Below are 24,848 nucleotides of genomic sequence, written 5' to 3' on the forward strand. Positions count from 1 at the left end.
ATAAACAATGATACAACAACCTCTACCACTCAGTGCAAAAAGTTTTTTTGCTAATGAGTATTTCTCAAATAAACCAACTAAGAATATTTTACTTATTTTTGCCAGTGAAGATGATGCAATCAATAGCCATAAACAATTATTATTTATGGCACAAAATATTAAGGCTAGCAATATATTATATTTTCCTAGTTTTGATACTATACCATATGATCGCATTTCACCGCAGTCTAACATTTTAGCAGAAAGAGCTAATGCACTAAGTTATTTAGCAACTAATAATGAAAAAAAATTGCTAGTTACTAATGCTGTGAATTTACTGAGCAAATTACCGCCTTCAGAATTCCTAGTTAAGTCTTTTCTGAAATTACATAATAAAATGAAGTTCTCAGCAAATAAGCTAGCGGAATTCCTAGTACATAATGGTTTTACTAGGAGTAGTAGTAGCATTGATAGTGGTGAATTTTCAGTAAGAGGAGAGATAGTAGATATAATTTTGCCAGGGTATAAGGGCTATCGTATTAATTTTAGTTGGGATCACATAGAGTCAATAAGAGAATTTGATATTGATAGTCAAATTTCTACTAATAGCTGTATGGAGTTAATAATTAATTCTGCCAGTGAGGTAATATTAAACCCGGAAACCATAAAGAATTTTAGAGATAATTACCTAAAAGCTTTTGGTGTTAATTACGTGAATAGCCCTTTATATGAATCAGTAATTGAAGGAAAAAAATTTCAAGGATATGAACATTTATCTCCTTTATTCTATAATTCTTTCAGTAGCTTAATTAATTATTTAGATGACCCTATTATTATTTATGATAATTTGTCGTTACAATCAATTATTGAACAGGAGAATAATTATACAGATCTTTACAGGTCGCGGATTGAGTCTAACAAAATAAAATTAAACACATTCTATCCTGCATTGCCTCCTGAGCAGATTTACTTTACCAGTCAAGAAATACAAACTTTACTAGAACAGGATAAGAATATTTTAATTAGTCCTGAAGATTCATCTTATGCATATTCATTAGAAAAAATTATTGCAACTAGTTTTATTGAGGATAAGACAGTTTTTGATAAGCTATTTGAGATTATAGAGAACAATAATACTAAAATACCAATTATTTTTTGTCAGTCTAAAAGTAATTTGGAGAGACTGAAGAGCTTGATAAATAGCTACTCACGAGAATATATAGAGATAGACAATCTACAACAGGCAAAAATTGGTGTGATAAATCTTGCATATGTCCAACTTAGTCAAGGATTTTATAGTGATAAATATTTGTTTATTGCAGCTCACGATATTTTAGGAAAAAGTGCGGTAAACGTTCGCCAGCAAGGTGCTAAACGTAAGCTTAAAAACATTCTAATGGAATTAGATAATTTAGGCGAAGGGGAGTTAGTTGTTCATAAGGATCATGGTATTGGTCAATTTCTTAATGTTGAAACACTAGATGTTAAAGGCAAGGCTCATGATTTCCTAAAAATTTTATATGAAAATAATGATAAATTATATATTCCTGTTGAGAATATAGAGCTAATTAAGAAATATGGTAGCAGTGAAGCACAGCTAGCCAAGTTAGGTAGCAGTAGCTGGCAAAGAAGTAAGGCTAAGCTCAAGAATCGTATTACAGAAATTGCCGAGCAATTATTAGCAATAGCAGCTAATAGGAAATTAACTATAACTAATCCAATAGAGTTTGATCATGAAGAATATGATAAATTCTGTCAGAGATTTAAATATACCGAAACTGAAGATCAATTAAATGCCATAAATGATATTAGAAAAGATTTTGACTCAGGTATTTTAATGGATAGATTAATTTGTGGTGATGTTGGTTTTGGAAAAACTGAAGTGGCAATAAGGGCAACTTTTATGGTAGCTAAATCAAACTGTGACGTCTCCCCTCAAGTAGCCATTGTCGTACCAACTACTATTCTAGGTAAGCAGCATTATTTAAGATTTCGTAAAAGATTTAAGGATTTAGGGCTGAATATAGTACAATTATCTAGCCTAGTTACCAATAGTGAGGCTAAAATTGTTAAAGAACAAATCAAAGAGGGTACAGCTAATATAATAATTGGTACACATGCCTTGCTGAGTAAGAATATAGAATTTAGTAACCTCAGATTATTAATAATTGATGAAGAACAACATTTTGGTGTTGCTCAAAAGGAACATTTAAAGAAACTAAGAACTACAATGCATGTTCTATCTCTTTCGGCAACACCAATTCCTCGTACAATGCAGATGTCTATGGTAGGGCTGAAAGAGCTTAGTATCATTGCCACACCACCGATTGATAGGCTAGAAGTTCGGACAACAGTTATGCCGTTTGATCCGGTGATTATTAGAGATGCTTTACTTAGAGAACGTTTCCGTGGTGGTAGAAGTTTCTATGTAGTGCCTAGAATTAAGGACATCCCGGATATAGAGAAATACTTACAGGAGGTTGTACCTGAACTAAAGTACAAAGTTGCTCATGGTCAAATGCCAGCTGCCAAAGTAGATGAGATTATGAGTGAATTTTGTGATGGTAAGTTTGACATACTCGTTTCTACCACAATAATTGAGTCAGGTATAGATATTGCCGAAGCTAATACAATGATTATTCATAAATCTGATATGCTTGGTTTGAGTCAGTTATATCAGCTCAGAGGTAGGATAGGACGAAGTAAAGTCAGAGGTTATGCCTATTTAACCTTAGCTAATTATAAAAAAATGACCGCACATTCAATAAAACGTCTAGAAATAATGCAGAGTAGCTGTACTCTTGGTTCTGGTTTTACCATTGCCAGCCATGATATGGATTTACGTGGTTTTGGCAATTTAGTAGGAGAAGAGCAGTCTGGGCAGATTAAAGAAGTAGGAGTGGAGCTTTATCAGGAGATGTTAGATGAACAAATAGCAATTCTTAAGGATGAAGTTATTGAGCAGCCAAAAGCTTTTGTGCCAATAATTAATTTGGGATTACCTGTTTTCATTTCTGACAATTATATTGCAGATTCTGCTCTTAAACTAAGTTTGTACAGGAGAGTTGGAAATTTAATTGATGATGTAGATATTGAAAATTTTAAGGACGAAATGGTTGATCGTTTCGGTCCTATCCCATCAGAATTTAATAATCTACTTAATATAGTAAAAATAAAGCATAAATGCAGTAAGCTTAATATTGAAAATTTAGACTCTAGTGATCGAGGATTTGTTTTGAAATTTTATAAAGAATCAGATATAGCTGATAAGATTAGAAATTTTGTTATAAAGTATCCTCAGCAAACCAAAATAAAACCGGATACTAAGTTAGTATTTACCAAAACATTGGTAGGAAAAGATATTATAGAGGAAGCGAATAGTCTATTGGAGCAATTATTGGTTGCATAATATCATATAGGGCGAAAAGGAATTAAAATTAGGAAAGTGAGTAAAATTAAAAAGCAATATATATGTACAAATTGTGGTAATAGTACATCAAAATGGGCGGGACAATGTTTTGATTGTGGCTTATGGGGAGCGATTGAGGAAGAGGTAATTAGTCAAGTACAAGTTAGGTTAGGCAATAAACAACAAATACAAAAGCTTGATGGTGTTGTTGTGGAATCATTACGTACTCCTACGCCTATAAATGAATTAAATAGAGTGTTGGGTGGCGGGTTGGTTTCCTCTTCGGCAATTTTAATTGGTGGTGATCCTGGAATTGGTAAATCAACTTTATTGTCCCACTTTGGGAGAAAAACCCCGCACTTGCAGTGCGTCGTTTCAACATAAATTTTAAATATCTTATCAAGAAAAGATAGGATATTTTTTAACAAAATCTTACACTTCACAGATATATTTTTTTGTGTTGTGACACTTTCTAAATGAGCCATACACAAATAGTTTCTAACTTTTAAGTTAGTACATACATGAGGCATTCATGCCGTAATATTAAGCTCTGCACTTGCAGTGCAGAGTGGTTAACTGTCCCACTTTGGGAGAAAAACCCCGCACTTGCAGTGCGTCGTTTCAACATAAATTTTAAATATCTTATCAAGAAAAGATAAGATATTTTTTAACAAAATCTTACACTTCACAGATATATTCTTTTTGTGTTGTGACACTTTCTAAATGAGCCATACACAAATAGTTTCTAACTTTTAAGTTAGTACATACATGAGGCATTCATGCCGTAATATTAAGCTCTGCACTTGCAGTGCAGAGTGGTTAACTACAAAACTTACGCTATGTTATCTCAAGTATGACTAAAAACCTTGGCTGAAAGCCATTTTTTCATAGTAAAGAATTTTAATAATATCTCAGTACAAAGCCACTTATCATAAAACATAGCGTAAGTTTTGATTAATCGGTGATATTTGCATAGTAGAAACCCAAATTTATACAATAAATTCATACTAGCAAAAAAATTAGATAGTGTTACGCAGTTTTGCTGCAAGTATACAATAGTTCCGATTATCTGTTTCTTGAAATGTCTTAATTGTTTTTTGAATTGTAGCACTTATGAAACACTTATTTTAACGTCAGTTCGGGATAAGATATAGATGAAATAGTAATAGATAAAAGGATTGTCAAAAAGGAGTGCCTGCAGTATTTATATTTTTAAACAAAAAAACAAACTACAGGCATGAAAAAAGATATCACAGAATTATATAGTTTTATAGATGATTTTTGTAAAATTTATTTGGAGTATGAACAGAGAAAGTTATTACCATCAAATAAGCAAAGAAATCGCTGTTGTAGCATGAGTCTAAGTGAAATGTTAACAATAATAATTATGTTTCATACATCCTATGCTAAGAATTTTAAATTTTTCTATAAAAGTTATATAGAGTGCATGCATAAGGATGATTTTCCCAAAGCCTTGAGTTATAATAGATTTGTTGAATTAATGGCACGATTATTCATACCGCTAAATATGTTGATTCATTTGTTGTTTGGTGAGGAAACAGGTATTTATTTTATTGACTCTACAACGATTAAAGCTTGTCACAATAAAAGGCGTTATAGCAATAAAGTTTTTAAAGGATTAGCCAAACATAGTAAATCCTCTATGGGGTATTTTTATGGTTTTAAATTACATGTAATAATCAATAATAAAGGGGAGTTTATGGCATTAAAAGTGACCAAAGGCAATGTAGATGATAGGGTTCCAGTACCGGAATTAACAAAAAGATTAACTGGAATTATAGCAGCTGATAAAGGTTATATTAAGCAAAATTTGTTCTTAAATTTATATGAAAGAGGCTTAAAAATGATTCATGGAATTAAGAAGAATATGGAAAATAAATTAATGGATTTGAAAGAAAAAATCTTACTTCGAAAGCGTAACTTAATTGAAACAGTTTTTGATTATCTAAAAAGTTAACCACTCTGCACTGCAAGTGCAGAGCTTAATATTACGGCATGAATGCCTAATGTATGTACTAACTTAAAAGTTAGAAACTATTTGTGTATGGCTCATTTAGAAAGTGTCACAACACAAAAAGAATATATCTGTGAAGTGTAAGATTTTGTTAAAAAATATCTGTATGATTCATTCTTATCTTTTCTTGATAAGATATTTAAAATTTATGTTGAAACGACGCACTGCAAGTGCGGGGTTTTTCTCCCAAAGTGGGACAATAAAATGAACCTTGAACATACTAGACATAGATCACCAATAAATTCCCTTGTCCATATATTATCTACTCTTGTTGCTTACTCATTAAAGAAAAATAAACCTTCAACAAAATTTGATTTTAATCTACATGTTCACAATATCCTTATCCCGAATTGACGTATTTTAAGATGAGTTTTATAAATTAAGGATTCCATCTTTGACAAAGTAGCGTAAAAGTGTTACGCTACTTTTAACCACAAAAAAGCATAGAACCCCAATTTTGGATAAGAATTAGTTAATTCTTATCCAAAATTGGCTTTAATATAAGGAAAAATGCATTCTTAAAGCGGTTAACGCGAATACATTTTAAACCTTTCTAAAGCTAAAAACATGATTTTAAAAGATTAAAATCATGTTTTTAGCAAAATGGATTGCCACGCTCACATACGTTCGCTCGCTAATAGACATATACGTCTATAAAACGTCTATTAGCGAGGAGACCGTAGGTCGAGGAAGCAATATATAATTTCACCGAATTTAGGATACTCAAATGATCCTACGAATTGGATTTGAAAATGAATGGTGAGAAGGCGTAGCATACATATATTATAGTTACACATGCGAATCCATGATATTTTCAAAAAACAATTCTTCAAAACAGAAGAGTATATAAGAATTGACAAATTCTTATCCCAAATTCGCGTATAGAAAAATACCAAGTTTATTATAATAGGAGCAATTTAATTACTAATACTTCAAAAATACTTATTATTGATAATCAGAAAGCATTAAATGAATTCTGTCGACAGTTATTGGATTGTAAGACTATAAGTGTTGATACTGAGTTCTTGCGTAAAAATACCTATTTTGCTCAGCTTAGCATAATTCAAATTATGGCCAGTAGTTATAAAGTGATAATTGACACTTTGAGCAATTTGGATCTTTCTCCTATTAACGAAATATTTCTGAACGATAAAATTCTTAAAATAGTTCACGCCCCTAGAGAGGATTTTGAGATATTTTATCGTTTATTTAAGAAACTGCCAAAAAATGTTTTTGACATACAAATTGCAGCTGGTATTTGTGATTTTGGTAAATATTTGAGTTATTCGGATATATGTAGCAAAATTTGCTTAGTTCACATTGATAAAACTTACCAACGGTCTGATTGGTTAAAGCGTCCAATTAATGCTAATATGTTAAATTATGCTATTAAAGATGTTGAATATTTAGAGCCGATTTACAAGGTATTGCAACAAATAATTCAAGATAATAACTTACAAAACGAATATGACAAGCAAATAAAATCTTTGCTTAATATTGAAAATTATATTATTAATGTACAAAAAGCTTGGCAAAAAGTTAGATTCAATAATCATTCAGAGTCTTTTATTCATAAAATGAAAATTATGGCAGCTTATCGGGAGGAACAAGCCAGTACAATAGATTTACCAAGGAGACATTTTATTTCTGATGAGGAATTAGTACAGATTTGTCAATATTTACCTACCAGTAATAAAGATTTTGAAAATCTTAAATTAAACAGTCGCTATCTTAGTAAACAAAAATATAGAACTCAATTAGCAGATCTGTGTCTTGCTATACAAGAATTAGGTGAATAAAGGTACTTTATTTATGTTAATTGTGGAATAAATTTGCTATTTTCTAAAAGGTTAAGTAAAACAGCATCTGATATCTTTTGGCTTTTAGAGCATGGCAATTTTTACTATAGTTTTTTTTAAAACCATTTCTGTATTACTGAGTGTAGTAATTGGTTTTTTAGCAGGAAGATATTCTAAAGTTGAGAGAGATAGTATAGCTTCTTTGTTATTCTATTTTATATCTCCTATTGTTTTTTTTGCTATTCCCGCCAGTACTACTTTGACTTTATCAGCATTAAGCGTTACTGTAGTTGTTTTTTTCATTGCCACTTCGTTATCAATATTTTCCTACTATTTTTTTGGGCGATATTGGCTTGATCATACACGAAACATTATAGCATTATCTGCAGGTACCGCTAATGGTGGTTATTTTATGCTGCCAATAGCCGCTACTCTCTTTGATGATTATGTTTTAAGCATCTATATGATGGCAGTTATAGGAATAAATATTTTCGAATCATCAGTAGGCTTTTATATTTGTGCTAGGAGCTTTGCTAATAGTAGTGAAAGTATCTTGAAGGTTGTAAAGTTACCAATTTTAAACGGTTTTTTACTTGGTTGTTTATTTAGTTTTGCTGGTTTTACTTTACCTGATTTCCTAGATGATTTTATATATAACATGCGGGGGGCATTTTCTATACTTGGTATGGTTATGGTTGGTTTAGCTCTTTCAGCTTTGCAAAAGTTTGAAATAGACATAAAGTTTACTTTAGCTACTTTCATGGCAAAATTTTTATTCTATCCACTAGGGGTTAACATATTTATTCTTTTGGATAAGTTTGTTTTAGGATGGTATGATGAGAATTATTACAATGCTTTAAGGCTTCTTTCAACTGCTCCTATGGCAGCAAACGTAATTGTCATAGCCAGTTTACAAAAATTCTATCCAGAAAAAGTTGCTACCACAGTATTTCTTTCCCTGCTTTTTGGTGTAGTATATATACCAGTTATGGTAACTATATTTTTAAGTGATTTGAATTAATTATTATAGCTAACCTGATTAACGCGAAATTATAGATTGCTTCGTCACTAATAGCGTCTGTGAATTTGGTGTAATACCAATTGCAATAATTAACGCAGTGTTATAAAATGGGTTTTTAACTGATAAAAGGTAATCAAATAGCTAGGTTAATATTACCGCAAGGTTTTGAAGGTCATGATTTTATAAAAATGATGAAACATGAGCCGCATGGTCGAAATCGTATACGTTTATTGGCGATGTATCAGCTTCAATTAGGCAAATCTTTTAAAGCCATATCTGCAATAGTGAAGTCACACTGGAAAACTGTGCAATCATGGCTCAGAAGATTTAGGAATCATGGTTTTGAAGGATTATTTGAATCACAAAGAAGCGGTGCCCCTAGGAAGATTAACACTATACAAGAGTCTGCTCTTTTTGATAAAATCAATACGCTCAGTGAAAGTAAAACTGGTGGGTATATAACTGGAAAGGAACTACATATCATGTTACTTGAGGAATATGGTGCTAAATGTGCGTTAAAAACAGTCTACAATACTATGCACCGCCTTGGTTTTAGCTGGATTACTTCTCGTTCAATGCATCCAAAGTCAAATCAAGAGACTCAAAATACATATAAAAAAACTTTCCAGATATGTTAACAGAATTATTACCAAAAAATATCGATAGATGTAAAGTTGATATATGGTCTCAGGATGAAACTCGAGTTGGGCAACAAGGTAGCTTAACTCGTATATGGGCTAAGCGTGGCACTAGACCCCGTAAAGTTCGGCAACAGCAATTCATTTCAACATATATTTATGGAGCTGCTTGCCATGATACAGGAGAAGCTTTTGCATTAATTTTACCATATGCAAACACACAGGCAATGAATAAATTCTTAGAAGACCTTTCTCGCAGTATTCAAGGCAACCGACATATAGCTTTACTAACGGATAATGCAGGTTGGCACACAGCCAAAAAACTAACTGTGCCAAGCAATATCACTTTGATACCGCTTCCGCCCTATGCACCGGAACTTAATGCAATGGAACAAGTTTGGGAATGGATCAAGAATCATTACTTGTCTAACCAATGTTATGGTGTATATGAAGATATCGTCACTATGGCTTGTTACGCTTGGAATGAACTTGCTCATAATGTAGATTTAGTAAAATCAATTATGTATAGAGACTGGATAAATACACCGTGTTAATTATTGCAATTGGTATAATGCTAGTCAGGTTAGCTATAGCACTAATGATATAAAAAAATGATACAAAAATTTATCCAAGTTGGACCTTATATTAATTGGTTAGGCTCACAATATATTCCAGCTCATAAAATAGCTTATCTTGAGTTTGGTGACCCTAATAATGAAAATGTAATAATTTGTACCCATGGTTTAACTAGGAATGCTCATGATTTTGATAAAATCGCTATGGTATTAAGTGATAATTTTCGAGTAATTGCTATAGATTATCCAGGACGTGGGGATAGTGATGTTTTTAAAACGAAAAAGCATTATAATTATCAAGTATATGTAAAAGATACGGTGCTTTTTTTAAAAAAATTAGGTATTAACAACTGTATTTGGCTTGGTACTTCCATGGGTGGAATAATTGGTTATGTGCTAGCTAGTAAATATAAGGAACTTATCAAAGCAATGATTATAAATGATGTAGGACCTTTTATTCCAGCATCTCCTCTAGTTAAAATTGGTCAATATGCAGGTCAAACTCCCTCATTTGTTGATTTAGTTAGTGCCAAGCAACATTTAAAGCTAATATATAGCCAATTCGGTATTAGTAGTGAGGAAGATTGGGATCATCTTACCAAATATAGTTTTATAAAAATCCAAGATGGAAAATATAAAATGAATTATGATCCTGCCATAGTACAAGGTATGAATGCTAATGCAAGTAAGCCAAAAAATGTTGATATATGGACTATATGGAATAAGATTGTTTGTAAATTGTTGGTTATCCACGGGGCTAAATCAGAAATTTTGCAACAATCTACTATTGAGAAGATGAAAGAAACCAAAGATTTTGATTTGTTCGTTGTTGATTATGCTGGTCATGTACCTTCATTAATGACCGATGATCAGATTAGTTATATAAAATCTTGGGTAAATGCTTTGAAAATATAAAAATTTAGGTTGTTATGAATCGTTCTACTAAAGTACTTATTATAGGTTCAGGTCCTGCTGGACTGAGTGCAGCAATCTATACAGCTAGGGCAGCACTAAAACCAATATTATTGCATGGTATGCAGCCAGGTGGACAGCTAACTATTACTACAGATGTTGAAAATTATCCAGGTTTTGCAGAGCCTATTCAAGGTCCATGGTTAATGGAACAAATGACGCAACAGGCAAAAAATGTTGGTGCAGAAATTATCTATGATTATGTAGAAAAGGTTGATTTTTCAAAAAAACCCTTAGTGGTAACCACCTCGTCTAGTATAATTAGGGCGGACAGCGTTATAATATGTACCGGTGCAGAAGCAAGGTGGCTGAATATTCCTTCCGAAGCACAATTCAAAGGATATGGTGTTTCAGCTTGTGCTACTTGTGATGGTTTTTTTTTCAAGAATCAGGATGTATTAGTTATTGGTGGGGGGAATAGTGCTGTTGAAGAGGCATTATATTTAACTAATCATGCACGTCAGGTGACTATTGTTCATCGTCGGGATAGTTTTAGAGCCGAGAAGATTTTACAAGAAAGATTATTTAGAAATCCCAAAATATCGGTCATTTGGAATCATAGACTGATTGAGGTCATTGGTACTGATAATCCTAAATCGGTTAATTCAGCCAAGCTTGAAAACACTCAAACAGGTGAGCTTAGTTCAATTAATTGTACTGGTATATTCGTAGCAATTGGTCATATGCCGAATACTGGTTTGTTCAAAGGACAACTAGATATAGATAGTGATAATTATATTATTACTAAACCAAATTCAACGGAAACCAGTGTTAAAGGTGTTTTCGCTGCTGGAGATGTACAAGATAAAATTTTTAGACAAGCAGTTACCGCTGCTGGTACAGGATGTATGGCAGCTTTAGAAGTAGAAAAGTTTTTAAATCATTAAATTAAAATTATGTCTCGTAGTAAAAAAGAGAGTGATAAAATAGATAAGTCAAGTGGATCAAGTGAGACAAGTATAGTTTTGCCTGTTGCTCGAACTTTGCCAGCAAATGTTCAGGCCGAGCAAATGTTAATAGGAGCAATTTTAGTCAACCATGATTACTTAAATACTGTCTCAGAATTCCTAAGACCAGATCATTTTTTTGAGCCGATACATCAAAAGATTTATAATGCTATTGAAGTTATTACCGAAAAAGGCTTAATTGCTACTCCGGTAACGCTTAGAAGCATGTTAGAACGAGACGAATTATTTCAGCAATTAGGTGGCAGTGACTACCTAAATAAGCTAGCTACTCTGTCAATGATGGTAATTAATCCCCTTGATTATGGAAAAATAATCTATGATTTGGCAGTAAGGCGTAATTTAATTCAGATAGGGGAGGAGGTAGTTAATAATGCTTATGACTCCTCTTTAGAATATGATGCAAGTCAACAAATAGAGCATGCAGAGGGTAAGCTTTATAAGCTTGCTAGTGAAGGAATTAATGACAAGAGTTTTGTTAAAATTGCTGTGTCTCTCTCGGAGTCCCTTGCCAATATTGACAGAGCTATGAAGAATTCTAATCATGTAATAGGTATTTCTACAGGATTAATTGATTTAGATAGGGAATTATCAGGTTTTCATAACTCAGATTTAGTTGTCATTGCTGCACGTCCATCAATGGGGAAAACAGCTTTTGCCATAAATCTTGCGATAAATGCTTGTAATTCTATGAAGTTAAAAAATAAGGAACAAGAAAAAGATAAGTCAGTAGGTTTTTTCTCTCTTGAAATGTCATCTGAGCAGCTTGCTACTCGTATTCTTTCCATGCATACTAACATTGACTCTTCAGCCTTACGGTCTGGTCATGTGACAGAAGAAAATTATAATCGATTACGTAGAGAAATTATAGCTCTTGACCTACCATTTTTTATTGATGATACGCCAGCTTTATCCATTGCGGCTATTCGCACTAGGGCAAGAAAAATGAAGCGTAAACATAACCTTGGTATATTATTTGTAGATTATCTGCAGTTAATTAGAGGGATAAATAAATCTGATAATAGAGTAAATGAAATTTCGGAAATTACTCAAGGATTAAAAGCTATAGCAAAAGAATTAAATATTCCAGTAATTGCTTTATCACAATTATCTAGAGCTGTAGAACTTAGAGAAGATAAGAGACCAATGTTATCTGACTTACGAGAATCTGGGGCTATTGAACAAGATGCGGATATAGTGATGTTTATTTATCGAGAAGAATATTATCTAACTCGTAAAGAGCCTTCTTCGAGTGATGCAAAATATGCAGAAAAACACGCAGAATGGTTGAGTAATTTAAATCAAGTATATAATATTGCCGATATTATAATAGCAAAACATCGTAATGGTCGTGTTGGTAGCGTAAAACTTCACTATGATGGTCAGTATTCAAAATTTAGTAATTTACAGAAAAATTATCAAAATGTTTAATAAGTAAGTTGTTTTAAACAAAATTCACGCTGTTAGTTCATTTTTGTTCCATCTCTGTAATTTAATATATATTTTAAATTATCTCTTGACTCTCACGTTACGTGATCACTTATCTTTGAATTGTATTATTTGAGGGTAAAATTATGGCTTATACGGTAAAAGAATTGGCGAAGATATCAGGGGTGAGTGTACGTACACTTCATTGGTATGATGAGATCGGGTTTACTCAAACCATCCTCGAAAGGTGCTAATAACTATCGTTACTATGAAGAGCAGCAGTTACTGCGTTTGCAGCAAACTATGTTTTTTAAAGAGCTAGGATTTACCTTGAATGATATCCAAAAATTACTATCGCAAAATGACTTTGACAATATCAAAACATTAAATACGCATAGGAAAATTTTGGAAGATGAAATCGTTCGTAAAAATAATCTTATCGCTACGATCGATAAAACAATTCAACATTTAAGAGGTAAACAGCTTATGAAAGACGAAGAACTATATTGCGGTTTTGATAGTAACCGCCAAAAAGAATATGAGAAGTATCTTGTAAAATATCATGGTTTAGCTGAGGAGAATTTGCTTATGGAAAGCAAAAAGTGTACAGCTAAATGGGATAAGGATGAATGGGATAAAGTAAAAAATGAGGGGGATGAAATTCATAAAACATTGGCTAAAGCTATTGAGCAAGGATTGAAACCTGATTGTGAAGAAGTGCAAGCCATAATTCATCGTCATTATCAAGTGATGCAGCTGTTTTACAATGTATCTAAAGAAGTTTACATATGCCTAACTAATTTGCATGCTCAGCATCCTGATTTCAAGAAATTTTTTGATGTGTACCATCCCAAAATGATTGAATTTATTGGGGAAGCAATGAGGTTCTATGCAAGTTAACCACTCTGCACTGCAAGTGCAGAGCTTAATATTACGGCATGAATGCCTCATGTATGTACTAACTTAAAAGTTAGAAACTATTTGTGTATGGCTCATTTAGAAAGTGTCACAACACAAAAAGAATATATCTGTGAAGTGTAAGATTTTGTTAAAAAATATCTTATCTTATCTTTTCTTGATAAGATATTTAAAATTTATGTTGAAACGACGCACTGCAAGTGCGGGGTTTTTCTCCCAAAGTGGGACAATAAAAACCTGTAATACCTACTCTAACACCCCCGCCAATTTTTGGCGGGGGTGTTAGTACCAAATCACTATCTATTTAATAATATACGTCAATTCGGGATAAGGATATTGTGAACATGTAGATTAAAATTACATTTATTGATTAATGAGTATGGGGAAATTCAACGTTTAAAACTAACAGCTGGTAACACTTATTACAACCCCAATTCTAGATAAGAATTAGTTAATTCTTATCCTGAATTGGCTTTAATATAAGGAAAAATGCATTCTTAAAGCGGCTAACGCGAACGCATTTTAAACCTTTCTAAAGCTAAAAACATGATTTTAATCTTTTAAAATCATGTTTTTAGCAAAATATTAATTTAACGATCAGGTGCAGAGCCGTCTCAAATCTGATTGTTTCGATAATTTCACTCAATTTGGATAAGAATTGACAAATTCTTATCCCGAATTCGCATTATAGGGATAATAATATGTTCAAGAAACCTTTAATATTTGGTATTGCTGGTACTAGTTTGACTGTGCAAGAAAAGGAATTATTATCAAAAAATTCAATATATGGCTTTATTCTCTTTAAAAGAAATATTGTGGATCGAGAACAGTTACTAAAGTTAGTACAAGATTTAAGAGGCTTATATGACTATAATATATTGATTTTTGTCGATCAGGAGGGAGGCAGGGTTGCAAGGTTGAAGCCACCTATCATAGATATAGAATATCCCCCTGCTGGTGATTTCGGTAGAATATATGATCAAGAAGGTGCAGAGAATGCATATTTAAAAGTTTTTGCAAATTATTCAAGTCTGATGAAGAGTTTAAAAGAATATAGAATAGACTCGCCATGTTGTCCAGTTGCTGATTTGCGTTACCCTTATACTGATAATGCTATTGGAGATCGTAGCTTTGGAGATTCTCTAGTAAAAGTAGTTGGCTTATGTGCAAAAACAATAGAGGCGATAGAAGAGCAGGGAGGCATTGCCATTATTAAGCATATACCAGGGCATGGTCGAGCTACGTGTGATAGTCATTATAAGTTGCCGCGTGTTACCAGTTCGCTTGCTGAATTAAATAATACAGATTTTGAAGTGTTTAGACAACTATCTAAAAATGCTAAGGCAGGATGGGCTATGACAGCTCACATTGTATTTGAGGCTTTAGATCCCAAACTACCAGTAACTTTATCGCCCACTGCTATAAAGTTCATTAGAAATGACATTGGTTTTAAAGGTATGTTAGTTTCAGATGATATTTGTATGCTTGCTCTGCATGGTGAAATTGGAGCTAAATACTCAATAGTTAAAAAACCTCTGACGATTTTTGAAAAGCAGGATTCTACGACTACTATAAATAATCAAGATTTAGAAAAACTTATTGAATACAGAATTATTAAAGACAAATCCGACCAAACCGGACTAAAAAAATATTTAGTAGAAGAATTCCCAAAACTGAAGGCAGAATTTGTTACAAGTATAGTTGAAGTTGCTAGACAAACTATTGTAGCTGGTTGTGACTTAGTATTACATTGTAGTGGTGATATACAAGAAATGACTGCTGTTTGCAGGGCAGTTTAAAAGTCCCAACTAATGATAGAAAAGTTTGTTTTTTAGTCTGTCCGGCAAAACTCTATAAGTCTTATAGATAATAGGGTTTAATGGCAGAAAATAATAAAGAAATCCATAAGAAAATGTTAAAATATGCTAATAAACCTTATGGATTTCAGTCAATATGCCAATAGAAAATATTATCAAATCACAAAAACAAGGAAAACTTTTTGGTTATAAATTAAAAGAAGAATTAAACTCAAATAATAAGCTATATAAATTAAGAGAATTAATAAATTGGTCTGGTCTAGAAGAATGGTTATCAAAAAATGTTTCTATTAAGAGATTTGGTAGAAATAGAAAATGTCATAGAGTGATGCTTGGTGTAACGATGCTACAAGCAATGTATAATTTTTCAGATTCATTAGCAGAGGAAGAACTAAAAGAAAACATGTATTGGCAATATTTCTGTGGGTGGGAATATATAGAAACAGATATAGCGATGTCGGAAACTAGCATAAGAAGATTTCGTAATTTATTAGGTGAATCTGGATATAACGAGATATTAGCAGAGTTGATAAGAGTTGGAATAAGAACTAACACAATTAAAAAAAAAGATTTGGAATTGATAATTGCTGATACAACGGTACAAATTAAGAATATCAAGCACCCACATGATGTTTATTTAATGGATAAAGCTAGGCTTAGTATTGTGAAGCTTTGCCAAAGTTTGGGTATAAATTTAAACGAAACCTACGCTAGAACCTATAAGCGAGATATAATAAAGCTCTGGAAGTATAAAGAGCATAGCAAAGCCAAGAAGCGTTGGAAAATAATGAAGCATTTAAAAACGTTACTTGGTCGTTTGGTTAGAATATGTGAGCGTGAGATAAAAAATCAGAAATTAAACTTATCTATCAGAGATCAAGAAGTATTGAAAAAAGTAAAACAAATACATAGCCAATCTGTTTTAAAAAGAGAAGAGAAAAAGCAATACAAAGAACAGAATAAAATATTGTATAGTTTTCATGCCCCTGAGGTAGAGTGTATAGGGAAGGGAAAACGAAACAAGCCATATGAGTTTGGCAATAAAGTTGCGGTAGTAGTCAGTGGTCGTAGAAATTTTGTACTGTCAGCAAAATCGTTTCATAATAATCCTTATGATGGTCATACATTGCAGCAGAGTTTTGAAGCGGTAGAAAATGTAACTGGAATAAAGATAAAAAAATCGTTTGTTGATCTTGGTTATACTGGCAGCAATGTTAAAGAGAAGAGTAAGGTATATACCCCAAAAACTCGGAAAAAGTTATTGAAAGAAGACAAGTGTATGATCAGGAGACGCAGTGCTATAGAACCAATAATAGGGCATTTGAAACAATATGGCAGGATGGGCAGAAACTTCTTGAAGGGTGTGATAGGAGATGTGATCAATCCAATAATCTCTGCTATAGGTTTGAATTTACGATGTATTGCCAATCATTTACACATCATGCCTAACTCTACATAAAAAAATTATCATTAAAAAACTTGCTAAACGATTAAAAAAAATCGTTAACAATAAGCTCATGTAAAAATTTTACTAAAACAGAAATTTTTCAATAAAATTGAAAACAATTTTTAATTTTAGTGCAAATATTAGAATTTTTTTTGTAAAAATTTTATTGTCCCACTTTGGGAGAAAAACCCCGCACTTGCAGTGCGTCGTTTCAACATAAATTTTAAATATCTTATCAAGAAAAGATAAGAATGAATCATACAGATATTTTTTAACAAAATCTTACACTTCACAGATATATTCTTTTTGTGTTGTGACACTTTCTAAATGAGCCATACACAAATAGTTTCTAACTTTTAAGTTAGTACATACATGAGGCATTTATGCCGTAATATTAAGCTCTGCACTTGCAGTGCAGAGTGGTTAACTCAATCATAGATTATGGGGGGCTTTAAATATTTTTGGCGGACAGACTTTTTAAAATAGACTTCTTTCGAAACTCTACTTCTGCTGGTGATTTGGACAATGATGCGGTACTCGAATCCGTAACGGAATTAGAGTACGCTGCGGTTCGAGGTGAAGCGTCTCCTTCAAATCCCTCAGCACAAGCGAGTTTCGAAAGAGGTCTAATGCATAAATGTCATTGCGAGAAGCCGCAAAGCGGCGACGTGGCAATCTTGTGAAGGAGACCTTACTTCGTCCGTCCGCCAAAAATATTTAAAGCCCCCCATAATCTATGATTGAATAAAATTTTTACAAAAAAAATTCTAATATTTGCACTAAAATTAAAAATTGTTTTCAATTTTATTGAAAAATTTCTGTTTTAGTAAAATTTTTACATGAGCTTATTGTTAACGATTTTTTTTAATCGTTTAGCAAGTTTTTTAATGATAATTTTTTTATGTAGAGTTAGGCATGATGTGTAAATGATTGGCAATACATCGTAAATTCAAACCTATAGCAGAGATTATTGGATTGATCACATCTCCTATCACACCCTTCAAGAAGTTTCTGCCCATCCTGCCATATTGTTTCAAATGCCCTATTATTGGTTCTATAGCACTGCGTCTCCTGATCATACACTTGTCTTCTTTCAATAACTTTTTCCGAGTTTTTGGGGTATATACCTTACTCTTCTCTTTAACATTGCTGCCAGTATAACCAAGATCAACAAACGATTTTTTTATCTTTATTCCAGTTACATTTTCTACCGCTTCAAAACTCTGCTGCAATGTATGACCATCATAAGGATTATTATGAAACGATTTTGCTGACAGTACAAAATTTCTACGACCACTGACTACTACCGCAACTTTATTGCCAAACTCATATGGCTTGTTTCGTTTTCCCTTCCCTATACACTCTACCTCAGGGGCATGAAAACTATACAATATTTTATTCTGTTCTTTGTATTGCTTTTTCTCTTCTCTTTTTAAAACAGATTGGCTATGTATTTGTTTTACTTTTTTCAATACTTCTTGATCTCTGATAGATAAGTTTAATTTCTGATTTTTTATCTCACGCTCACATATTCTAACCAAACGACCAAGTAACGTTTTTAAATGCTTCATTATTTTCCAACGCTTCTTGGCTTTGCTATGCTCTTTATACTTCCAGAGCTTTATTATATCTCGCTTATAGGTTCTAGCGTAGGTTTCGTTTAAATTTATACCCAAACTTTGGCAAAGCTTCACAATACTAAGCCTAGCTTTATCCATTAAATAAACATCATGTGGGTGCTTGATATTCTTAATTTGTACCGTTGTATCAGCAATTATCAATTCCAAATCTTTTTTTTTAATTGTGTTAGTTCTTATTCCAACTCTTATCAACTCTGCTAATATCTCGTTATATCCAGATTCACCTAATAAATTACGAAATCTTCTTATGCTAGTTTCCGACATCGCTATATCTGTTTCTATATATTCCCACCCACAGAAATATTGCCAATACATGTTTTCTTTTAGTTCTTCCTCTGCTAATGAATCTGAAAAATTATACATTGCTTGTAGCATCGTTACACCAAGCATCACTCTATGACATTTTCTATTTCTACCAAATCTCTTAATAGAAACATTTTTTGATAACCATTCTTCTAGACCAGACCAATTTATTAATTCTCTTAATTTATATAGCTTATTATTTGAGTTTAATTCTTCTTTTAATTTATAACCAAAAAGTTTTCCTTGTTTTTGTGATTTGATAATATTTTCTATTGGCATATTGACTGAAATCCATAAGGTTTATTAGCATATTTTAACATTTTCTTATGGATTTCTTTATTGTCCCACTTTGGGAGAAAAACCCCGCACTTGCAGTGCGTCGTTTCAACATAAATTTTAAATATCTTATCAAGAAAAGATAAGAATGAATCATACAGATATTTTTTAACAAAATCTTACACTTCACAGATATATTCTTTTTGTGTTGTGACACTTTCTAAATGAGCCATACACAAATAGTTTCTAACTTTTAAGTTAGTACATACATGAGGCATTCATGCCGTAATATTAAGCTCTGCACTTGCAGTGCAGAGTGGTTAACTATTTTCTGCCATTAAACCCTATTATCTATAAGACTTATAGAGTTTTGCCGGACAGACTACTTCATGAAGATTGCCACAGCACCTAACGGTGCTTCGCAATGACGATTTTTTAACTTTCAAGAGTTGTTTTTACAACTCTTGAAAAGAGCAAATAGTAGGATACTTTATTTTATAACAGTTACAGCTCTACGGTTCTGTGCCCAAGCTGCTTCGTCACAACCCATAACAGCTGGTTTCTCTTTACCGTAAGAGATAGTATCAAGTCTGTTATTATCAATTCCTAGACCAATCAAGTAGTTTCGTACAGCTTCTGCTCTTCTTTCACCAAGTGCTAAGTTATACTCTCTTGTGCCTCTTTGATCACAATGTCCTTCAATAGTAGCTTTAGTACAACAATGTTTTTTTAACCAAACAGCTTGTTTATTTAGCTGTTCTTTTGATTTACTTGAAATATCTGATTTATTGAAAGCAAAAAATATCCTATCACCAATATTTCTTTCGAAATCAGCAGCTAAAGAACTTTCCTCGACACTAGGAGCCACCTCCGCTTCTGTCGGTTTCTTTTTAGCACCACACCCAGAAAGCACAAATAGTGCTAAAAAAGCTATTGCAGTTTTTTGTATTAGCATAACAAACTCCTTAATTTAAATAAAGCTATTGATTATATTTGCTTAACAGAAAAAATTGTTAAACATCCTACCTGTGTATTATATATTATCATACTGTTACTTAAAAGCCTAAAATAGTTTTAGCATTAAACTCTTGGATAAATGTGGTAAAAATATCGTATATAGCCGACGTTTAATAATTCAAAACTTAGATAACAACTCCCTTATCATATCTTGTAACTTTCCTACTTTACTTACATCCGTGCCACCAGCCTGGGCTATATTCGCCTGACCACCACCGCCGCTACCGCCAAGGAATACAGACACTTCTTTAGCTAAGTTACCTGCATGTACCTTATTGCTAATTTCTTTACTAACCGCAATAGTAATAGATAATTTACCCTGCAAATCAGGCATACCTATATATACAATCACTAGATTATCTGACTTATCAACTATTCGCTGGGCAGATAAGCGTAATACTTTAGTATCCAAATTATGTACTAGTTTATAGATAAATTGTATACTCTTCTGCTTTGAAGAATTGGCTCCGCAAAACTTCGGGGCATTCGCGTGCTCACGTACTTCATGTACGCTCCGCTCGCTCACCCCTTGTTTTACGTTCCAATTCTCCAAATCATTTGAGTATATATCGGAGATACTGACTGATTCTTTGGCAATTTGCTCAATATTCAAATCAAGCATAGAGACCTGAGTAGCTACTAACTTATCTTCTAATTGTTTTTTACTGGCAATCAGGTTATTTACTTTATCAGTAATTTCATTCTTACCTATTTTTAAGGTTGAAGACAAGTCATCAATTATAGTATCGTTTTGTCTAATTAATTTTAAGGCAAATTCACCACAAACAGCTTCTATCCTTCGAACGCCAGCTGCAACGCTACTTTCGCTAATAATTTTAAATATTCCAATATCACCAGTTCTACTAACATGCGTGCCACCACATAACTCAAGCGAGTTGCCCATTGCCACCACTCTTACTTCAGAATCGTATTTCTCACCAAATAAAGCCATAGCACCTGCCTTAATAGCTTCATCTGTTGACATTAATGTTGTGGTAACCTTAAAATTATCAGTGATAATTTGATTTACCTTATCTTCTATCAATATAACTTCTTGTTTTGTTAGTAGTGTCATATGGCTAATATCAAAACGCAGACGATCATGTGCTACGAGCGATCCTTTTTGTGTTACATGTTTGCCCAGCACTTCATGTAATACTGTATGTAATATATGAGTTGCAGAATGATGAATTCTTAAATTTTTACGGTACTTGACATCAATAGCAAAATCAGCACTATCTCCTGTTTGGATAGCTCCTTCCTGTAAAACACATATATGAGCAATTATTGAACCAAGATATTTTAAAGTATCTATTACTCTAATTTTGCTGCCTGTTGATTTGATAAAGCCTATATCTCCCATCTGTCCACCAGATTCTCCATAAAAAGGAGTTTGATTACTAATTAGAATAAATTGCTCTTCGCTAGTTTCTATATTGTTGACTAACTTATTATCTTTAATTAGAGCTAATATCTTACCTTCTGCCTTATCCAAAGAGTAACCCAAAAATTCAGTACTACCAAATTCGCCTTTAATATCAAACCATATTTGGTCAATTTGTGACTCATTTGAACCTAACCAAGCTTTTCTTGCCCTTTCTTTTTGCTCTTGCATCTTATTATTAAAGCTATCAAGATCAACTGATATCTGTTTACCTTTTAATATGTCTTCAGTTAAATCGAGAGGAAAACCATATGTATCATATAATTTAAAGGCTATCTCTCCTGAAAGTTCTGAATTTTTACTAAGGTGCTGTGTTTCATCATCAAGCAGTTTCAGACCTCGTTCAAGAGTTGCTTTAAATCTTAATTCTTCCTGTTCCAAGATACTACGGGTAAAAGCCTCAGCCCTCTTCAGTTTAGGATAAGTTGCACCCATAAGATCTACTAATTTTGCTAGCAATCGGTGCATTAAAGGTTCACTGCTACCAAGTATATGTGCATGCCTCATACTTCGACGCATAATACGCCTAAGTACATATCCTCTGCCTTCATTTGACGGCATGACACCATCACTAATTAGAAAGGCACAAGCTCGTAAATGATCAGCAATAACCCGGTAAGAAAATTTTGCTTCCCCTTCTACTTTAACTTTTACTATACTTTCCGTATAAGCAATTATTTCCTTAAATAAATCTATGTCATAATTATCATATACATTTTGCAATACAGCACTAATACGTTCTAGTCCCATGCCGGTATCAACGGATTGTTTAGGTAAGGCAATCCTAATATTGCTATCCAATTGTTCAAATTGCATAAAGACCATATTCCAAATCTCAATATAGCGATCGCCATCTTGATCTTTTGTACCAGGTAAGCCACCTGGTATCTTCTCTCCATGATCATAGAAAATTTCTGAACATGGTCCACAAGGTCCGGTATCTCCCATTGACCAAAAATTATCATTGGTTGCTATTTTAATAATTCGGTCATCACTTAAATTAGCAATCTTTTTCCAATAGCTTGCTGCTTCTTCATCAGTATGATAAACAGTTACATATAATTTTTCTTTGGCGATAGCAAATTCCTTGGTTAAGAGATTCCACGCGTAATATATTGCTTGTTCTTTAAAATAATCACCAAAAGAAAAATTACCTAACATTTCAAAAAACGTATGATGTCGTGCAGTATAACCAACATTTTCAAGATCATTATGCTTACCACCAGCCCGTAGTGATTTCTGACTAGTAGTGGCTCTTTGATAGTTTCTAGTTTCCTGACCGGTAAAAACATTTTTAAATTGTACCATCCCGGAATTAACAAACATTAAACTAGGATCATTATGAGGAATTAGGGAACTAGCTGGAACGTGTATATGATTATTTGCAACAAAATAACTTATAAATTTACTTCTAATTTCTTCAGTGGTAAGTTTAGTCATTAGTAATGATCCTTAAAAATTAGACATACTGTAATTGAGTATTAAGCCTTTCTATGGCTTCCAATAAACTTTCTTCTGAGCCAGTTATAGATATTCTTATATGATTCTCTCCGGCTTTACCAAAGGCTGTCCCAGGGACAACCGCAACACGAGTTTTATCTAAAGTTAACCACTCTGCACTGCAAGTGCAGAGCTTAATATTACGGCATGAATGCCTCATGTATGTACTAACTTAAAAGTTAGAAACTATTTGTGTATGGTTCATTTAAAAAGTGTCACAACACAAAAAGAATATATCTGTGAAGTGTAAGATTTTGTTAAAAAAATATCTTATCTTTTCTTGATAAGATATTTAAAATTTATGTTGAAACGACGCACTGCAAGTACGGGGTTTTTCTCCCAAAGTGGGACAATAAAATTAGCAACAGATTCACTTACAGAATTATTCTGATAGCTATTAGGGATTTTTTTGTATAAGGTACTAATGTTAGGAAATAGATACATACCTGAATTTGGAGCTTTATCAAGCTCAAAACCATCAATTTCTTGCAGTGAAGAGAAAAAGCGAGTTAGTTTTTTCTCTAACAGTGATACATTACTTTTGGTTGTATTTATGACCTCTTGATCATTCATTACCTCAGCTAGTGCTGTTTGTATCAATGTGTTGACAGCCAAACAATTATAAGTATGAGCACTTTAGTGCTTGTGCAGTAAACTGCTCTGATGCAACTAGCCATCCTACTCTCCAACCAGTAATGCCTAGTCTTTTTGAAAAACTGTTTACAATAATTTAATTATGCATGTTATCACAAAATTTAATTATTGGTATATGAGATTGTCCTGTAAAGATAAAATCATCAAAAACTTCATCTTGCATAAGATAAATATCTTTTTCTACTATAATTTGGTACAATTTTTTTAATGTTTCTAAAGTATAAATTGTACCCGTTGGATTACACGGAGTATTAATGATGATTAATTTGGTTTTAGGAGTTATGCACTTTAAAATATCGTCAACATCTAATTCAAATCTATTAAGATGTGAAGTAACACTTCTTACAGGTAAACGTCCTAATGAAATAACAATAGGTTCATAAAGCATATAACATGGATCAGGAATTATTACCTCATCTCCTATGTTAGTTGCAGTAAAGATTGTTAACCAAATAGCTTCAGCACAACCGTTAGTAACAAGTATTTGGTTATTTGGTTGCAGCCTAATGTTGTATTTTATCTTGTATCTTTCTGCAATAGCGGTACGTAAAGGGTAAAATCCTCTTGAATCTGCATATTTATTAAGGGTACTATCATTGCTTTCTATTGTAGCCTTTAAACTATTCAAAAGTTTTTCAGGAAGGTTGAAATTTGGATTGCCTACTGTCATATTGATATAACTCTCCTTGCCCCCAATTTTATCTGATATGTCTTTAGAAGGATGGGGGTGAATTATATTCAACAATTTATTCATACTAAACTCTCTTTATTAAATTCACCTCTTCAATTGATTATACTGACTCTACATACTTGCAAATCAAGAGTTATTAAAACTTAGCAATCTCAAATTTGGGGTATAATTTAGGCTCTTAATATTGTAAAATTCTTGAAGATAGCAGTATTATAGAGAATTTGGGGTGTGGTGTCTACTGCAATAACAACTTTTTTAGTATATAACTGCCATGGTAGTTTAAACATTATGAAGAGAAAAAAAGATGTCATTACCGCGTA

23 protein-coding genes and 3 pseudogenes are annotated in these 24,848 nt (G+C 32.7%); 17 read left to right on the top strand and 9 right to left on the bottom strand.

Going from position 1 to position 24,848, the window contains the following annotated elements; all coding sequences use genetic code 11:
- Window positions 1-7: 7 nt before the first annotated feature.
- The gene (mfd, locus tag AAHN00_RS12510; protein ID WP_342271454.1) at window positions 8-3,388 is read left to right on the top strand and encodes a transcription-repair coupling factor; all 3,381 of its coding nucleotides are present in this window, start codon (window positions 8-10) and stop codon (window positions 3,386-3,388) included.
- 36 nt (window positions 3,389-3,424) lie between these two features.
- Window positions 3,425-3,721 (top strand): annotated as a pseudogene (locus AAHN00_RS12515) (DNA repair protein RadA); the annotation flags it as partial.
- A gap of 172 nt (window positions 3,722-3,893) precedes the next feature.
- Here AAHN00_RS12515 and AAHN00_RS12520 read toward each other — a convergent pair.
- On the bottom strand, window positions 3,894-4,037 hold the full coding sequence (locus AAHN00_RS12520) for a hypothetical protein (protein WP_342271455.1): 144 nt from the start codon (window positions 4,035-4,037) through the stop codon (window positions 3,894-3,896).
- Between the two features lie 588 nt (window positions 4,038-4,625).
- Between AAHN00_RS12520 and AAHN00_RS12525 the strand changes: the two genes are divergently transcribed.
- The 15 genes from AAHN00_RS12525 (at window position 4,626) to AAHN00_RS12590 (ending at window position 17,015) form a co-directional block, all read left to right on the top strand.
- Complete coding sequence (locus AAHN00_RS12525; protein WP_342271456.1) at window positions 4,626-5,366, top strand: IS982 family transposase; 741 nt, start codon at window positions 4,626-4,628, stop codon at window positions 5,364-5,366.
- 103 nt (window positions 5,367-5,469) lie between these two features.
- Window positions 5,470-5,631 carry a hypothetical protein gene (locus AAHN00_RS12530; RefSeq protein WP_342271320.1) on the top strand — a complete coding sequence of 54 codons (162 nt, stop codon included), beginning with the start codon at window positions 5,470-5,472 and terminating at the stop codon, window positions 5,629-5,631.
- Entirely contained in the window at window positions 5,628-5,777 is a 150-nt protein-coding gene (locus tag AAHN00_RS12535; RefSeq protein ID WP_342271457.1) for a hypothetical protein, read from the top strand. Before AAHN00_RS12530 ends, AAHN00_RS12535 begins: the two co-directional genes overlap by 4 nt.
- Window positions 5,778-6,361: 584 nt before the next feature.
- Window positions 6,362-7,222: a ribonuclease D gene (locus AAHN00_RS12540; protein ID WP_341752301.1), complete on the top strand. Its 861-nt coding sequence runs from the start codon at window positions 6,362-6,364 to the stop codon at window positions 7,220-7,222.
- A 91-nt stretch (window positions 7,223-7,313) separates the two neighbouring features.
- Entirely contained in the window at window positions 7,314-8,243 is a 930-nt protein-coding gene (locus AAHN00_RS12545; RefSeq protein WP_341747269.1) for an AEC family transporter, read from the top strand.
- Between the two features lie 188 nt (window positions 8,244-8,431).
- Complete coding sequence (locus tag AAHN00_RS12550; RefSeq protein WP_342271458.1) at window positions 8,432-8,881, top strand: helix-turn-helix domain-containing protein; 450 nt, start codon at window positions 8,432-8,434, stop codon at window positions 8,879-8,881.
- Window positions 8,875-9,435, top strand: a complete 561-nt coding sequence (locus AAHN00_RS12555; RefSeq protein ID WP_342271459.1) for an IS630 family transposase — start codon at window positions 8,875-8,877, stop codon at window positions 9,433-9,435. Before AAHN00_RS12550 ends, AAHN00_RS12555 begins: the two co-directional genes overlap by 7 nt.
- A gap of 57 nt (window positions 9,436-9,492) precedes the next feature.
- Entirely contained in the window at window positions 9,493-10,371 is an 879-nt protein-coding gene (locus AAHN00_RS12560; RefSeq protein ID WP_342271460.1) for an alpha/beta hydrolase, read from the top strand.
- A 14-nt stretch (window positions 10,372-10,385) separates the two neighbouring features.
- Window positions 10,386-11,315, top strand: a complete 930-nt coding sequence (gene trxB / locus AAHN00_RS12565; RefSeq protein WP_342271461.1) for a thioredoxin-disulfide reductase — start codon at window positions 10,386-10,388, stop codon at window positions 11,313-11,315.
- A 9-nt stretch (window positions 11,316-11,324) separates the two neighbouring features.
- Window positions 11,325-12,824, top strand: a complete 1,500-nt coding sequence (locus AAHN00_RS12570) for a replicative DNA helicase (RefSeq protein ID WP_342271462.1) — start codon at window positions 11,325-11,327, stop codon at window positions 12,822-12,824.
- Between the two features lie 143 nt (window positions 12,825-12,967).
- Window positions 12,968-13,075, top strand: a complete 108-nt coding sequence (locus AAHN00_RS15175; protein WP_410521393.1) for a MerR family DNA-binding transcriptional regulator — start codon at window positions 12,968-12,970, stop codon at window positions 13,073-13,075.
- On the top strand, window positions 13,035-13,721 hold the full coding sequence (locus AAHN00_RS12575) for a MerR family transcriptional regulator (protein ID WP_342272678.1): 687 nt from the start codon (window positions 13,035-13,037) through the stop codon (window positions 13,719-13,721). Before AAHN00_RS15175 ends, AAHN00_RS12575 begins: the two co-directional genes overlap by 41 nt.
- Window positions 13,722-13,824: 103 nt before the next feature.
- Window positions 13,825-14,025, top strand: a complete 201-nt coding sequence (locus tag AAHN00_RS12580) for a hypothetical protein (protein ID WP_342271463.1) — start codon at window positions 13,825-13,827, stop codon at window positions 14,023-14,025.
- 415 nt (window positions 14,026-14,440) lie between these two features.
- Window positions 14,441-15,538: a glycoside hydrolase family 3 N-terminal domain-containing protein gene (locus AAHN00_RS12585; protein ID WP_342271464.1), complete on the top strand. Its 1,098-nt coding sequence runs from the start codon at window positions 14,441-14,443 to the stop codon at window positions 15,536-15,538.
- Between the two features lie 154 nt (window positions 15,539-15,692).
- Window positions 15,693-17,015, top strand: a complete 1,323-nt coding sequence (locus tag AAHN00_RS12590) for an IS5 family transposase (protein ID WP_342271465.1) — start codon at window positions 15,693-15,695, stop codon at window positions 17,013-17,015.
- 128 nt (window positions 17,016-17,143) lie between these two features.
- On the opposite strand, the gene AAHN00_RS12595 is transcribed toward AAHN00_RS12590, so the two are convergent.
- The 8 genes and pseudogenes from AAHN00_RS12595 to AAHN00_RS12635 all read right to left on the bottom strand — a co-directional run bounded on the left by AAHN00_RS12595 (window position 17,144) and on the right by AAHN00_RS12635 (window position 24,591).
- Window positions 17,144-17,323, bottom strand: coding sequence for a hypothetical protein (locus AAHN00_RS12595; RefSeq protein ID WP_342271466.1), 180 nt, complete (start codon window positions 17,321-17,323; stop codon window positions 17,144-17,146).
- Between the two features lie 579 nt (window positions 17,324-17,902).
- Window positions 17,903-19,225 carry an IS5 family transposase gene (locus AAHN00_RS12605; protein WP_342271465.1) on the bottom strand — a complete coding sequence of 441 codons (1,323 nt, stop codon included), beginning with the start codon at window positions 19,223-19,225 and terminating at the stop codon, window positions 17,903-17,905.
- 34 nt (window positions 19,226-19,259) lie between these two features.
- Window positions 19,260-19,439, bottom strand: coding sequence for a hypothetical protein (locus tag AAHN00_RS12610; protein ID WP_342271011.1), 180 nt, complete (start codon window positions 19,437-19,439; stop codon window positions 19,260-19,262).
- A gap of 273 nt (window positions 19,440-19,712) precedes the next feature.
- A complete protein-coding gene (pal, locus tag AAHN00_RS12615; RefSeq protein WP_342271467.1) occupies window positions 19,713-20,177 on the bottom strand; it encodes a peptidoglycan-associated lipoprotein Pal in 465 nt (154 codons plus the stop codon).
- 180 nt (window positions 20,178-20,357) lie between these two features.
- Complete coding sequence (locus tag AAHN00_RS12620; protein WP_341756008.1) at window positions 20,358-20,765, bottom strand: DHHA1 domain-containing protein; 408 nt, start codon at window positions 20,763-20,765, stop codon at window positions 20,358-20,360.
- Window positions 20,766-20,810: 45 nt separating this feature from the next.
- Window positions 20,811-23,123 (bottom strand): annotated as a pseudogene (gene alaS, locus AAHN00_RS12625) (alanine--tRNA ligase); the annotation flags it as partial.
- A 19-nt stretch (window positions 23,124-23,142) separates the two neighbouring features.
- The gene (locus tag AAHN00_RS12630; protein WP_342271468.1) at window positions 23,143-23,343 is read right to left on the bottom strand and encodes a hypothetical protein; all 201 of its coding nucleotides are present in this window, start codon (window positions 23,341-23,343) and stop codon (window positions 23,143-23,145) included.
- Window positions 23,344-23,802: 459 nt separating this feature from the next.
- A pseudogene (locus tag AAHN00_RS12635) lies at window positions 23,803-24,591 on the bottom strand (pyridoxal phosphate-dependent aminotransferase).
- Window positions 24,592-24,848 lie beyond the last annotated feature (257 nt).

The organism is Candidatus Tisiphia endosymbiont of Parasteatoda lunata (assembly GCF_964030955.1).
Taxonomy (GTDB): domain Bacteria; phylum Pseudomonadota; class Alphaproteobacteria; order Rickettsiales; family Rickettsiaceae; genus Tisiphia.